The following is a 12,912-nucleotide window of genomic DNA, read 5'->3' as shown; positions in this document are numbered from 1 at the left end:
CTAAACTGGCGGATGGAGTGCCCGCGTGCGCGGGTGTCCGAGGGAGGCGTGGATGGAGTCGGGTCCGACACCGATCGCCGACGGCCGCAGGGCCGAGGACGAGCAGGCCGCCGAGCCGAACGCCGAGCAGGCCGCCGAGGCCGATCTGCAGCGGGCCGACGACCAGCGCTCCGCCGCCCTCGACCGCACCGTCGAGCTCCTCGCCGGCCGCCGCATCGCCGCCGTCACCGGCGCGGGCGTCAGCACCGACTCCGGCATCCCCGACTACCGCGGCGCGGGAGCCCCCGTCCGCAGCCCGATGACCTACTCCCAGTTCGTCGCCGACCCCGATTACCGCCGCCGCTACTGGGCCGGCAGCCAGCTCGGCTGGCGCCGCTTCACCGCCACGCTGCCCAACGACGGCCACCGCGCCCTCGCCCGGCTCGAGGAGCGCGGCCTGCTCACCGGCGTCGTCACCCAGAACGTCGACGGCCTGCACGTGCGCGCCGGCTCCCAGCGCGTGGTCGACCTGCACGGCTCCGCCGACCGCGTCCGCTGCATGACCTGCGGCCAGTACTTCGCCCGCGACGCGATCGCCGAGCGCATCGAGGCGCTCAACCCCTGGCTCGACGATCCCGACATCTCCTCGCTCAACCCCGACGGCGACGCCGAGGTGCACGACGTCTCCGCGATGACCGTCCCCGAGTGCACGGTCTGCGGCGGCATCCTCAAGCCCGACATCGTCTTCTTCGGCGAGTTCATCCCGACCGAGCGGTTCGAGGAGGCGCGCGCCATCGTCGCGGGCGCCGACGCGCTGCTCGTGGCCGGCTCCTCCCTCGTCGTCAACTCCGGCATCCGCTTCCTCGAGATCGCCCGGCGCGCGAAGATGCCGATCGTCATCGTCAACCGCGGCACCACCAAGGGCGACTCCCGGGCCGGCATCAAGATCGACGGCGGCACGAGCGAGGTCCTCCGCGCCCTCGCCGAGCGCCTCCCGTCGCGCTGACCCACCGCTCCCCCACCACCCGAGAGGCCCTCGTGACCCAGCTCACCCTCGTCCGGCACGGCCAGACCGACTGGAACGCCGCCCGCCGCATCCAGGGCGCGAGCGACATCCCGCTCAACGACACCGGCCGCTCGCAGGCCCGCGCCGCCGCCCGGCTGCTGCGCGAGCGCGACTGGGACGTCGTCGTCGCCAGCCCGCTCCAGCGCGCGCACGAGACCGGGGCGATCATCGCCCGCGGTCTCGGCCTGCCCGAGCCCGAGGTCGTCGAGGGCGTCGCCGAGCGCGCCTACGGCGAGGCCGAGGGCATGACCGGCGACGAGCTCCGCGAGCTCTTCCCCGGCGGCATCGAGGGCGCCCGCATCCCCGGCTGCGAGACCCGCGCCCAGGTCGTCGAGCGCGCCACGGCCGCGCTGCTCGAGATCGCCGAGCGCTTCCCGGAGCAGCGCGTGATCGTCGCGACGCACGGCGCCGTCATCGGCAGCCTGCTCCGCGCCCTCAGCGAGGACGAGCTGCCCGCCCAGGGCACCACCGTCGGCAACGGCTCGCGGCACGACTTCGCGATCGTCGACGGCGCCCTGCAGATCGTCGCGGTCGACGACTCCGGCGACGTGGTCGTCGTCGACGCCGACCTGCAGTCCGACCTGGACGACGTGCTCAGCCCGAGCGCACCCGCCTGACGCCCGGCCCGGGCGCCGCTCAGCGCCCGACGCTCGTCAGCAGCTCCAGCAGCACCCGCGCGGAGTCGCGCCACGAGTACGCCGCCGCCCGCTTCCGCGCCTTCGCCGACAGCTCCCGCCAGCGCTCCGGGTCCTCGAGCGAGCGCACGCCCTCGGCGATGCCCTTCGCGCTCGAGGGATCCACGTAGACGGCCGCGTCACCGCCGATCTCGCGGAAGATCGGGATGTCGCTGACGACGACCGGGGTGCCGAGCGCCATCGCCTCGACCAGCGGGATGCCGAAGCCCTCGTCCCGGCTCGCGGTCACCAGCGCCGTCGCGCGCGCGAGCGCCTCGCGGTAGGAGGCGTCGTCCGCCCCCTGGTGGAAGACCAGCTTCGCCGTCGGCGCGAGCGAGCGGAGGGTCTCCACCGTCTCGTCGCTCGCCCGGCTCATCAGGTGCAGCTCGTAGTCGGGCAGCAGCCGCATCGCCCGCGCCAGCGACTCCACGTTCTTGTAGGGCATGAACGAGCCCATGTAGACGAGCGAGCGCGCGTCCGAGCGGTCCGGCAGCGCCGCCGCGAGGGCTGCGCTCGCCTCGTCCGGCGCCGTCGCCGCGTTCGGCACCACGACGACCGGCCGGGTCGTCAGCCGGTGCGTGCGGAGCAGCCCGCGGGTCGTCTCGGACACCGTCACGATCGCGTCGGCGCGCTGCAGCAGGCGCCGCTGCGGCCACCAGGCCAGGTGGTAGAGCCGCCAGAGCCCGCGCACCGGCAGCGGCAGATCGCGCGGCGGCGTGCGGTGGCGGTAGTAGATCAGGTCGTGCACGGTCAGCACGAGCTCGTAGCGCCGGCCGAGCGAGCCCATCGTCTGCATCGGCGAGAAGACGACGTCGGGCCGCAGCCGGTTCACCAGCAGCGCCACGAACGGCTCGAACGGCCCGGTCGGCGACGTGACCTTCTCCCACGGCAGATCCGGCAGCATCGATCGCTGGCGGCGGTCGCTGATCAGCATCGTCACGTCGTGCAGCTTCGCCAGCTCGGCCACGATCTCCGCGGTGTAGCGGCTGATGCCGTCGTGGCGCTCGAGCCGGGTGTACCGGCAGTCGACGACGATCCTCATCGGTCGATCCCCTCGTCCAGGGCCGCGCGGAGGACGGCGGCCGCCTCGTCCGGCGTCTCGTAGTGGATGAGGTGCCCGACCCCGTCGATCACGTGCAGGCGTGCGTGCGGCAGCGCCTCGAGCAGGCGGTACTGCGCGGCGAGCGGGGTGATGTCGTCCTGCGCCGCGGCGATCAGCAGCGTCGGCGCCGCGATCCGCGCGGCGTACTCGCTGACGTCGTGCGACACCGAGGCACGGAACGCCTCCAGCACCGTGTCGCGCGAGGCGAAGGCGCTGAAGTAGCGGTCGTGCTGGTCGTGCACGAAGCGGCGCAGCGGCCCGTCCTTGGTCTTCACCATCGCGAGGCTCATCACCCGCACGATCAGCGGATCCCCGAGCAGGCGCAGCCCCAGCGGGCGGGGCAGCACCGCGCCGAGGCGGTAGTAGAGCACCGCGAGCCGGGTCAGCACGCCACGGGGCCCCGCGAGGGCGGGCGCGGCGATCGGATTGACGAGCACGAGCAGCGGAGTCTCCAGCCCGCCCGCGACGGCCGCCGCGGAGACGATCGAGCCGAAGGAGTGCCCGAGCACGACCGCACTCCCCCGCAGCCCGAGCGCGTCCAGGAACTCGCCGAGCCAGGCCGCGTAGCCCTCGACGTCGTGCGAGTGCGCCGTCATCGGCGGCGACGCGCCGAAGCCGGGCAGGTCGGGCGCGATCACGCGGGCGTCCGCGCCGCCCGCGAGCAGCCGCGCGATCACCGGCTCCAGCCCGTGGTGCTCGCCGCGGAATCCGTGCACCAGGACCAGCACGGTCCCGGCGTCGGGGTCGCCGTAGCTCCAGTAGGCGGTGGCGGCCCCGGCGACGTCGACGGCGCTCTCGCTGATGGCGAGTCGCCCGAGGTCGGCGGCGTAGGGGGAGGCTATGGTCATGACGGTCCCCATCGTAGGGAAAGCCCGTCGAACTTCCCGCCGCAACGCCTTGCGGGCCCTCGATCCGAGCCGCAAGCATGAAGGCGCGTTCGCACGCGACGCACCGCCCGTCCCCCGTCCTCCGCTCCGATCCCGGCGCGGCGCCGGTCATCCGCTCAGGCAGCAGCAGAAGGAGCACCGTGAGCTTCACGTCCCCGATCCAACTCCCCGGGCTCGCCCTCGATCCGCAGTGGTACCGCAGGGCCGTGTTCTACGAGGTCATGATCCGGTCGTACTACGACTCGAACGGAGACGGCGCCGGCGACATCAACGGCCTGGCGTCCAAGCTCGACTATCTGCAGTGGCTCGGCATCGACGCGCTCTGGCTGCCGCCCTTCTACATGTCGCCGCTGCGCGACGGCGGCTACGACGTCTCCGACTTCAAGGCGATCCTCCCCGAGTTCGGCACCATGGAGGACTTCCGCGAACTCGTCCGGAAGGCCCACGAGCGCAACATGCGCATCGTGATGGACTTCCCGCTCAACCACACCAGCGACCAGCACGAGTGGTTCCAGCAGTCGCGCTCCGACCCCGAGGGCCCCTACGGCGACTTCTACGTCTGGAACGACACCGACGACAAGTACCCGGACATCCGGATCATCTTCGTCGACACCGAGGACTCGAACTGGGCCTTCGACGCGGAGCGCCGCCAGTTCTACTTCCACCGCTTCTTCTCGCACCAGCCCGACCTCAACTTCGAGAACCCGGCCGTGCACGAGGCGATCCACGACGTCGTCAAGTTCTGGCTCGACCTCGGCGTCGACGGCATCCGCCTGGACGCGATCCCCTACCTCTACGAGTCCGACGAGGGCAACGGCGAGGGCGAGCCGCCCACCCACGACTTCATCAAGAACCTGCGCACCATGGTCGACCGCGACTACCCCGGCCGCATCCTGATCGCCGAGGCGAACCAGTGGCCGCGCGAAGTCGCCGCGTTCTTCGGCACCGAGGAGGAGCCGGAGTGCCACATGGCCTTCGACTTCCCGGTCATGCCGCGCATCTTCTACTCCCTCCGCGCCCAGACCGCGAACGAGCTCAAGAAGGTGCTCTCCGAGACCTTCGACATCCCCTCGGGCGCCGCCTGGGGCGTCTTCCTCCGCAACCATGACGAGCTGACCCTCGAGATGGTCTCGGAGGAGTACCGGCAGGCGATGTACGGCTGGTACGCCTACGACCCGCGGATGCGCTCCAACATCGGCATCCGCCGCCGGCTGGCGCCGCTGCTCGACAATTCGCGCGCCGAGCTCGAGCTGATCAACGCCCTGCTCTTCTCGCTCGCCGGCAGCCCGTTCCTCTACTACGGGGACGAGATCGGCATGGGCGACAACATCTGGCTGAACGACCGCGACGCCTCGCGCACGCCGATGCAGTGGACGCCGGACCGCAACGCCGGCTTCTCGGCGGCCGACCCAGGCAAGCTCGTGCAGCCGATCGTCCAGTCGCTCGTCTACCACTACAACCAGGTCAACGTGGAGGCGCAGCTCGCCCAGTCGCGCTCGCTGCTGCACTGGATGCGGAACGTGCTGCACGTGCGCCGCGGCCACCCCGCCTTCGGCCTCGGCTCGATGCGCGTGCTCGAGACCGACCACGAGTCGGTGCTCGCCTTCGTCCGCGACTACGCCGGCTCCGGCACGGCGATGGGCGACCAGCCGGAGGAGGTGCTCTGCGTCTTCAGCTTCAACCACAACCCGGTCTCGGTGACGATCACCGACCCCGAGAACCCCGGCTCGACGCTCACCGACCTCTTCGGCGGCGGCCGCTTCCCCGGCTTCTCCGAGGACGGCGCGCTGACGATGACGCTCGGCACCCAGGGCTTCTTCTGGCTGCACGTCGCGAAGGCGGGCCAGACCCGCGACGGCCTCACCCGCTGATCCGGCCTTCGCCCGCTCGACCGCGCAGCACGCCGCGGGGCCTCCCGACGATGTCGGAGGCCCCGCCTAGGCTGTCGGCGTGAGCACCACCGAGACGAACCAGGCACCGACGCTCTTCGACGAGAGCCTCCTCGACGAAGCCGGGTGCACCGGCGGGTCCGCAGGTTCGTCGGAGAGGTCGGAAGGCTCCGACGGTGCCCGCTGGTACGACCGTCTCGCCGTCTTCGATCTCGAGACCACCGGCATCGACGTCCGCACCAGCCGCATCGTCACCGCGCACGTCGGCGTGATCGACGCCGACGGCACCCCGGTCGAGGGCACGACCTGGCTCGCGGACCCGGGCGTCGAGATCCCGGCCGGCGCCAGCGCCGTGCACGGCATCAGCACCGAGCACGCCCGCGAGCACGGCCGCCCCGCCGGCGAGGTCGTCGCCGAGGTCTCGGAGGCGCTGCGCTCGCTCCTCGCCGACGGCATCCCCGTCGTCATCTACAACGCCCCCTACGACCTCTCGCTGCTCGCCTTCGAGGCGCGCCGCTGGGGCGTCCCGGTGCTGATCGACCCGAGTCCCGTCATCGACCCGCTCGTGATCGACAAGGCGGTCGACCGCTACCGCAAGGGCAAGCGCACCCTCGTCCAGGCCGCGCTGCACTACGGCGTCCCGCTGACCGAGGCGCACGACGCCGGTGCCGACGCGATCGCCGCGGGCCGCGTCGCCCAGGCCCTCGGCCGCGCCTTCGCCGAGGAGCTCGGCGGCGGTGCCGAGGCGCTGCACGCCCTGCAGATCGACTGGTGCCGCACCCAGGCCGAGTCGTTCCAGGAGTACATGCGCCGCGTCCGCGACGAGAGCTTCGTCGCCGACGGCGCCTGGCCCGTCCGGCACTGAGCGGCGGGCACTGACCGGCGGGCACTGATCGCCCGGCACCGACTCCGCGGCTCAGGTGAGCGTGCGCCCCTCCGCGAGCAGCGCCACGTACTCCGCGATCCGCCGCTCCCGCGTCTCCGGCCGCTTCAGCTGCGACAGCCGGAACAGGAACGCGAAGCGCTTCTGCCCGCCGACGGTCGCGAAGAAGGCCGCGGCGGCGGGATCCGCGGCCAGTGCCGCCGTGAAGTCGTCCGGCACCTCCGCGTCGCGCTGACGGTAGGCGGCGTCCCAGCGCCCGTCCGCCCGCGCCCGCTCCACCTCGGCGAGCCCGGCCGGCAGCATCCGGCCCTCCTCGAGCAGCCGCGCCACGTGATCGCGGTTCACCTTCGACCAGGGGCTCGCCCGGCGGCGCGGAGTGAACGCCTGCAGCTTGAACTGCTCGTCGAACGCCCCCGCCTGCCCGTCGATCCAGCCGTGGCAGAGCGCGACGTCGAGCGCCTCCGCGTAGGTGATGCCCGGATCGACGGCCGCCTTCTTCCGCAGCTTCAACCGCACGCCACCCGGGTCGGGTGCATCGCGGAGATACGCGTCCCACTCCTCGGGTGTCGTGAGCGGCAGGATCGGCTTGTCGGCGAAGGACACCATGCCCGGACGCTACCGCCTTCCGGCCCGTCGCGTCACGGGCACCGGACCCGCGTCTCCGTCAGGAGGACATGCGGCGGCCCCCGCGCGCAACCGCTCGACCGCCGCCCCGCGCTGCGCTGGGATCGGAGGACAGCGGGACCACCCGAGTCCCCGGCGAGGAGCAGTCATGCCCACCATCCGCACGATCACCGTCCTCGGCAGCGGAGTCCTCGGCTCCCAGATCGCGTTCCAGGCCGCCTTCCACGGCTTCGCCGTCACCGGCTACGACGTCACCGACGAGGTGCTCGACGGGGCGCGTGAGCGCTTCCGCGGCCTCGCCGGCGTCTACGAGTCGGCACAGGTCTCCGGAGGGATCCCCGGCGGCGGCGCCGCGGCCCTCGAGTCGCTGCGCCTCACCTCCGATCTCGCCGAGGCCGTCGCCGACGCCGACCTCGTGATCGAGGCCGTCCCCGAGGACCTCGCGCTCAAGCAGGAGCTCTACGGCCGCCTCGGCGCGCTCGCCCCCGAGCGGACGATCTTCGCCACCAACTCCTCGACGCTGCTCCCCAGCGACCTGAAGGAGTCGACCGGCCGCCCCGACCGCTTCCTCGCCCTGCACTACGCCAACCACGTCTGGGTGCAGAACACCGCCGAGATCATGGGCACCGCCGACACCGACCCGGCTGTGATCGACGCGGTCGTCGCCTTCGCCGTCGGGAGCGGACTGGAGCCGATCCGGCTGCAGAAGGAGAAGGCCGGCTACCTGCTCAACTCGCTGCTGGTGCCGCTCCTGAACGCCGCGAGCGGCCTGCTGATGGGCGGCTACGCCGACCCCGAGACCATCGACAAGACCTGGCGGATCGGCACCGGAGCCCCGCTCGGCCCCTTCCAGATCTTCGACGTCATCGGCCTCAACACCGCTTACCACGTCGCCGTCGCCGCTCCCGACGAGGCCTCCCAGGCCTTCGCCGCCCACCTCAAGACCGACTACCTCGACCAGGGCAGGCTCGGCACCGCCACCGGCGAAGGCTTCTACCGCTACTGATCCGCACCGCGCCTCGAGCGATGAGGCTGCTTCGCGTCTCGGTGGTGAGGAAGAGGACGCGCCTTCACCCCGTCATGCTGGTCGAGTAGCCCCGCAGGGGCGTATCGAGACCCGCCGTCGTCAGCAGAGCGGGTCTGCGAACCCGTCTTCTGACGGTGGTGGATCTCGATAGGCCCCCTCCGCGGCCCACTCGATCACCACGGAGCGGCCAGCCGCCCGATCAGCAGAGGGAGAGGACTCGCTCCGCGAGCTGCATCGCCACCCCTGCTGGCGAGTAGCCCCGGAGCGGCGTATCGAGACCCGGCGACCAGCGTGCAGGCGGTGGTGGATCTCCTTGAAGAAGACGCCCGCAAACATGATGGTCGAGTAGCCCCGCAGGGGCGTATCGAGACCCACCGTCACCAGCAGGGCGGGTCTGCAGACTCAGCGTCCTGACCGTGGTGGATCTCGATACGCCCGCTGCGCGGGCTACTCGATCGACATGACTTTCCCCATACGGATCAGGTGCACTTACCTGAGAGACCCGGCGACCAGCGCGCCGGCGGCGGTGGATCTCGAGACGCCCGCTCCGCGGCCTACTCGATCAGCATGATGGGGCCGGGCCGCGCAAGCGAGACAAGCTCGCTGCACATGCTGGTCGAGTAGCCGCACAGCGGCGTATCGAGACCCGGCGACCGATGTGCAGGCGGTGGTGGATCTCGATACGCCCGCTCCGCGGACTACTCGATCAGCATGAAGGGGCCGGCCCCGCAAGCGAGACGAGCGCGCTGCACATGCTGGTCGAGTAGCCCCGAAGGGGCGTATCGAGACCCACCACCCCAAGGACGTCGGTCTCTTCCCCGCCCCGCGCTGGCGCCGAAGGCGCCCCCTCCGCTCGATACGCACGCTCCGCGGCCTACTCGATCAGCACGGGGGCCTACGACGAAGGGCCCCCGACCGCGAGGTCGAGGGCCCTTCGGAGGCGGGAGGCCGGAGCCTACTTGCCGAAGTTCTTGTAGCGCGAGTTGAACTTCTCGACGCGGCCGGCCGAGTCCATGATGCGCTGCTTGCCCGTGTAGAACGGGTGCGAGGCGGACGAGATCTCGACGTCGATGACGGGGTACGTGACGCCGTCGAGCTCGATCGTCTTGCTGCTGGTCGCCGTCGAGCGGGTGAGGAAGGTCTCACCGGAGGCGAGGTCGCGGAACACGATGGCCTCGTACTTGGGGTGGATGTCGGTCTGCATGATCGTGTCCTGTCGCTTGTGGTCCTGAACCGCGCCTGTCGTCGACGGGTGCGGGTGGATGAGTGGCGGGCGCACCGCGAACGGGCCCGAACCAGCTACCGAGAATAGCAGACCGCCGCCGCCACGGGGAGGTGCGGCACGCGGACGAGCGGGCCCGCGCTCAGCGGGCGCGGGCCGAGTAGCGCCCGTTCTCGTGGGTCAGCGCGATGTCGAGCCCGAAGGCGTCCGCGAGGGTCGCCTCCGTCAGCGCCTCGGCCAGCGGACCGGCGGCGACGACCGCGCCGTCGCGCAGCAGCAGTGCGTGGGTGAAGCCGGCGGGGATCTCCTCGACGTGGTGGGTCACCATCACGATCGCGGGCGAGGCCGGGTCCTGCGCGAAGCCGCCGAGCAGCTGCACGAGCTCCTCGCGGGCGCCGAGGTCGAGGCTGCCGGCCGGCTCGTCGAGCAGCAGCAGCTCCGGATCGGTCATGATCGCGCGGGCGATCTGGACACGCTTCTGCTCCCCGTCGGAGAGCGTGCCGAAGGTGCGGTCGGCGAGGTGGTCGAGCTTCCACTCCACCAGGACGCGGCGCGCGCGGCGCTCGTCGATCTCGTCGTAGCCCTCGTTCCAGCGGCCGGTCACCGCGTAGGCGGCGGTCATGACGACGTCGAGCACCGTCTCGCCCGCGGGCAGGCGGCGCGCCATCGCGGTCGACGCGTAGCCGATCCGGGGGCGCAACTCGAAGACGTCGACCCGGCCGAGCGTCTCCTCGAGCAGGTGCGCGGAGCCGGTCGACGGGTAGTTCTGCGCGGCGGCGATCTGCAGGATCGAGGTCTTCCCGGCGCCGTTGGAGCCGAGGATCACCCAGCGCTCCTCCTCGGACACGGTCCAGTCGACGTGGTCGAGGATCCGCTTGCCGTTCCGGACGAAGGACACATCGACGAACGAGACAACGCTGGGCATGCGGACCAGTCTAAAGGGAGCGGGCAGCGGGCTCAGACGAGCGAGTCGTAGATGGCACGGGTGTCCCGCGCGATCTGCGTCCAGCTGAAGTCGCTCTGCGCGCGCAGGCGGCCCGCCTCGCCCATCCGCTTGGCGGCGGCCGGGTCGGCGACGACCTCCGCCATCGCGGCCGCGAGGTCGGCGACGTAGCGGTCCGGATCCACGGGAGTGCCCGTGCCGTCCGTCACCTGCTCGATCGGCACCAGGCGCCCGGTGACGCCGTCGACGACGACCTCGGGGATGCCGCCGGTCGCGGTCCCGACCACGGCGGCGCCGCAGGCCATCGCCTCGAGGTTCACGATGCCGAGCGGCTCGTAGATCGAGGGGCAGACGAACGTGGTCGCCGCGGTCAGCACCGCGGACAGCTCGTGCCGCGGCAGGTGGCGGTCGATCCAGACGACGCCGGTCCGCTCCTGCTGGAGCCCCCGGACGAGCGCGGTGACCTCGGCCATGATCTCGGGGGTGTCCGGAGCGCCGGCGCAGAGCACGAGCTGCACCTCCGGCGGCAGCAGCGCGGCCGCGCGCAGCAGGTAGGGCAACCCCTTCTGCCGGGTGATCCGGCCGACGAAGACGACGGAGGGGCGCGACGGGTCGATGCCCAGCTCGGCGAGGACGGCCTCGTCCTCCACCGGGTGCCAGGCGTCGAGGTCGATGCCGTTGTAGACGACGTGCACCTTCGCCGGGTCCAGAGCCGGGTAGGAGCGGAGGATGTCGTTGCGCATCCCGCCGGAGACGGCGATCACGGCGTCGGCGCTCTCGTACGCCTCGCGCTCGATCCAGCTCGAGACGCGGTACCCGCCGCCGAGCTGCTCGGCCTTCCACGGGCGCAGCGGCTCGAGGCTGTGCGCCGAGACGACGTGCGGGATGCCGTGCAGCAGCTGCGCGAGGCGCCCCGCCGCGTTGGCGTACCAGGTGTGCGAGTGCACGAGATCGGCACCCGCCGCGTCCTGGGCGATCTGGAGGTCGACACCGAGGGTCTGCAGCGCACCGTTGGCCTGCGCCAGCTCGGCGGGCACGGGGTACGCGAACGCCCCCTCCTCGTCCCTCGGCGCGCCGAAGCAGCGCACCACGACCTCGATGTCGTGGCGGAGGGCCTTGGTGAGCTCGGCCACGTGCACACCGGCTCCCCCGTACACCTCGGGCGGATATTCCTTGGTCAGCAGATCGACTCGCACACCCCGAACCGTAGTACAGCGCGATCCCCCGGCGACAGCCGCATCCGCGCGGGTTCGCGGACCTCCGCCAACCCCTACTGTGGAGCCATGCAGTCAAAGAAGATTTTCGGCATCGTCCTCGCGGGTGGCGAAGGCAAGCGGCTCATGCCCCTCACGGCGGACCGGGCCAAGCCCGCGGTGCCGTTCGGCGGGCAGTACCGTCTGATCGACTTCGCGCTGTCCAACCTGATCAACTCGGGCCTGACCCAGATCGTGGTGCTGACCCAGTACAAGTCGCACTCGCTCGACCGCCACGTCTCGCAGACCTGGACGCTGTCGGGGCTGCTCAACTCCTACGTCGCGTCCGTGCCGGCGCAGCAGCGGCTCGGCAAGCGCTGGTTCAGCGGCTCGGCCGACGCGATCCTGCAGAGCCTCAACCTGATCCGCGATGAGAAGCCCGACATCGTCGTCGTGGTCGGCGCGGACCACGTGTACCGCATGGACTTCTCGCAGATGATCGAGGCGCACATCAAGTCGGGCGCCAAGGCGACCGTCGCGGCGATCCGCCAGCCGATCGAGCTGGCCGACCAGTTCGGCGTCATCCAGCTCGCGGGCGACGAAGCCGGCGACGGCATCGTCCCGACCAAGATCGCCGAGTTCCTCGAGAAGCCCAAGGACGCGGTCGGCCTCGCCGATTCCCCGCACGAGGTCCTCGCCTCCATGGGCAACTACGTCTTCGACGCCGATGCCCTGATCGACGCGGTCATCCGCGACGGCGAGCTCTCGACCTCCGACCACGACATGGGCGGCGACATCATCCCCGACTTCGTCGCGCGCGGCGAGGCCGGCGTCTATGACCTCAAGCTCAATGAGGTCCCCGGCTCCACCGATCGCGACCGCTACTACTGGCGCGACGTGGGGACGATCGACTCGTTCTTCGAGGCGCACCAGGACCTCATCTCGGCGCTCCCCGTCTTCAACCTCTACAACCAGCAGTGGCCGATCTTCTCGTCGCAGCTCAACTCGCCGCCGGCGAAGATCGTGCGCGACGGCAAGGGCAACCTCGGCACCACGGTCGACTCGGTCGTCTCGCTGGGCACGGTCATCTCCGGTGCGCACATCGAGCGCAGCGTCGTCGGCCCCTGGGCGGTCATCGAGTCGAACGCCACGGTCTCCGACTCGGTCGTCTTCGACAAGGTGCGGATCGGCCCGGACGCCGTGGTCGCCCGCGCTATCCTCGACAAGGACGTCGTCGTCGAGCCCGGCGCACGTGTCGGCGTGGACCACGACCACGACCGCGAGCGCGGGTTCACCGTCACCGAGTCGGGCATCACCGTCGTCGGCAAGGGCGTCGTCGTCCGCCCGTAGCACCCCCGCGGGTCGAGAGCACTGCGCTTCCGCGCCGCCGGCGATGCCGGCGCGCGGACCCGACCGATTGGCC

At 71.4% G+C, this 12,912-nt stretch carries 12 protein-coding genes; 6 read left to right on the top strand and 6 right to left on the bottom strand.

The features are described 5' to 3' along the window. The first annotated feature begins 52 nt into the window (after positions 1-52). Positions 53-985, top strand: coding sequence for a Sir2 family NAD-dependent protein deacetylase (locus HQQ86_RS18485; RefSeq protein ID WP_173289817.1), 933 nt, complete (start codon positions 53-55; stop codon positions 983-985). Positions 986-1,017: 32 nt separating this feature from the next. Further along, complete coding sequence (locus HQQ86_RS18480) at positions 1,018-1,662, top strand: histidine phosphatase family protein (protein ID WP_164874486.1); 645 nt, start codon at positions 1,018-1,020, stop codon at positions 1,660-1,662. 19 nt (positions 1,663-1,681) lie between these two features. On the opposite strand, the gene HQQ86_RS18475 is transcribed toward HQQ86_RS18480, so the two are convergent. Continuing rightward, entirely contained in the window at positions 1,682-2,761 is a 1,080-nt protein-coding gene (locus HQQ86_RS18475; protein ID WP_173289815.1) for a glycosyltransferase family 1 protein, read from the bottom strand. Continuing rightward, complete coding sequence (locus HQQ86_RS18470; RefSeq protein ID WP_173289813.1) at positions 2,758-3,669, bottom strand: alpha/beta fold hydrolase; 912 nt, start codon at positions 3,667-3,669, stop codon at positions 2,758-2,760. Before HQQ86_RS18470 ends, HQQ86_RS18475 begins: the two co-directional genes overlap by 4 nt. A gap of 179 nt (positions 3,670-3,848) precedes the next feature. Here HQQ86_RS18470 and treS point away from each other — a divergent pair, with 179 nt between their 5' ends. Together treS and HQQ86_RS18460 are read left to right on the top strand one after the other, a co-directional pair. Further along, on the top strand, positions 3,849-5,579 hold the full coding sequence (gene treS / locus HQQ86_RS18465; RefSeq protein ID WP_173289811.1) for a maltose alpha-D-glucosyltransferase: 1,731 nt from the start codon (positions 3,849-3,851) through the stop codon (positions 5,577-5,579). A gap of 79 nt (positions 5,580-5,658) precedes the next feature. After that, on the top strand, positions 5,659-6,462 hold the full coding sequence (locus HQQ86_RS18460; RefSeq protein WP_173289810.1) for a 3'-5' exonuclease: 804 nt from the start codon (positions 5,659-5,661) through the stop codon (positions 6,460-6,462). 51 nt (positions 6,463-6,513) lie between these two features. On the opposite strand, the gene HQQ86_RS18455 is transcribed toward HQQ86_RS18460, so the two are convergent. Beyond that, the gene (locus HQQ86_RS18455) at positions 6,514-7,086 is read right to left on the bottom strand and encodes a YdeI family protein (RefSeq protein WP_173289808.1); all 573 of its coding nucleotides are present in this window, start codon (positions 7,084-7,086) and stop codon (positions 6,514-6,516) included. A gap of 166 nt (positions 7,087-7,252) precedes the next feature. On the opposite strand from HQQ86_RS18455, the gene HQQ86_RS18450 reads away from it, so the two are divergent. Continuing rightward, positions 7,253-8,110 (top strand): 3-hydroxyacyl-CoA dehydrogenase, encoded by an 858-nt coding sequence (locus HQQ86_RS18450; RefSeq protein WP_173289806.1) that lies wholly within the window; start codon positions 7,253-7,255, stop codon positions 8,108-8,110. Between the two features lie 976 nt (positions 8,111-9,086). Here the strand turns inward: HQQ86_RS18450 and HQQ86_RS18445 are convergent. The 3 genes from HQQ86_RS18445 to glgA form a co-directional block, all read right to left on the bottom strand. Beyond that, positions 9,087-9,335 (bottom strand): type B 50S ribosomal protein L31, encoded by a 249-nt coding sequence (locus tag HQQ86_RS18445; RefSeq protein WP_123446296.1) that lies wholly within the window; start codon positions 9,333-9,335, stop codon positions 9,087-9,089. Between the two features lie 160 nt (positions 9,336-9,495). Continuing rightward, positions 9,496-10,278, bottom strand: coding sequence for an ABC transporter ATP-binding protein (locus tag HQQ86_RS18440; protein ID WP_123446295.1), 783 nt, complete (start codon positions 10,276-10,278; stop codon positions 9,496-9,498). A gap of 32 nt (positions 10,279-10,310) precedes the next feature. Then, the gene (gene glgA, locus HQQ86_RS18435) at positions 10,311-11,492 is read right to left on the bottom strand and encodes a glycogen synthase (protein ID WP_173289804.1); all 1,182 of its coding nucleotides are present in this window, start codon (positions 11,490-11,492) and stop codon (positions 10,311-10,313) included. 87 nt (positions 11,493-11,579) lie between these two features. Between glgA and HQQ86_RS18430 the strand changes: the two genes are divergently transcribed. Next, on the top strand, positions 11,580-12,839 hold the full coding sequence (locus HQQ86_RS18430) for a glucose-1-phosphate adenylyltransferase (protein WP_123446293.1): 1,260 nt from the start codon (positions 11,580-11,582) through the stop codon (positions 12,837-12,839). The last annotated feature ends 73 nt before the right edge of the window (positions 12,840-12,912 follow it).

Origin of the sequence: Rathayibacter sp. VKM Ac-2857, from assembly GCF_013205025.1 — a bacterium.
GTDB lineage: Bacteria > Actinomycetota > Actinomycetes > Actinomycetales > Microbacteriaceae > Rathayibacter.
Note: the sequence above shows the minus strand (reverse complement) of the source record. Positions and strands in the feature narration are given on the sequence as shown.

Bases quoted from the DNA above. Each gene is read 5' to 3' on its own strand.
- HQQ86_RS18485 (WP_173289817.1), top strand. From the start codon at position 53: ATGGAGTCGGGTCCGACACCGATCGCCGACGGCCGCAGGGCCGAGGAC.
- HQQ86_RS18475 (WP_173289815.1), bottom strand. From the start codon at position 2,761: ATGAGGATCGTCGTCGACTGCCGGTACACCCGGCTCGAGCGCCACGAC.
- HQQ86_RS18470 (WP_173289813.1), bottom strand. From the start codon at position 3,669: ATGACCATAGCCTCCCCCTACGCCGCCGACCTCGGGCGACTCGCCATC.
- HQQ86_RS18455 (WP_173289808.1), bottom strand. From the start codon at position 7,086: ATGGTGTCCTTCGCCGACAAGCCGATCCTGCCGCTCACGACACCCGAG.
- HQQ86_RS18450 (WP_173289806.1), top strand. From the start codon at position 7,253: ATGCCCACCATCCGCACGATCACCGTCCTCGGCAGCGGAGTCCTCGGC.
- HQQ86_RS18445 (WP_123446296.1), bottom strand. From the start codon at position 9,335: ATGCAGACCGACATCCACCCCAAGTACGAGGCCATCGTGTTCCGCGAC.
- HQQ86_RS18440 (WP_123446295.1), bottom strand. From the start codon at position 10,278: ATGCCCAGCGTTGTCTCGTTCGTCGATGTGTCCTTCGTCCGGAACGGC.
- HQQ86_RS18430 (WP_123446293.1), top strand. From the start codon at position 11,580: ATGCAGTCAAAGAAGATTTTCGGCATCGTCCTCGCGGGTGGCGAAGGC.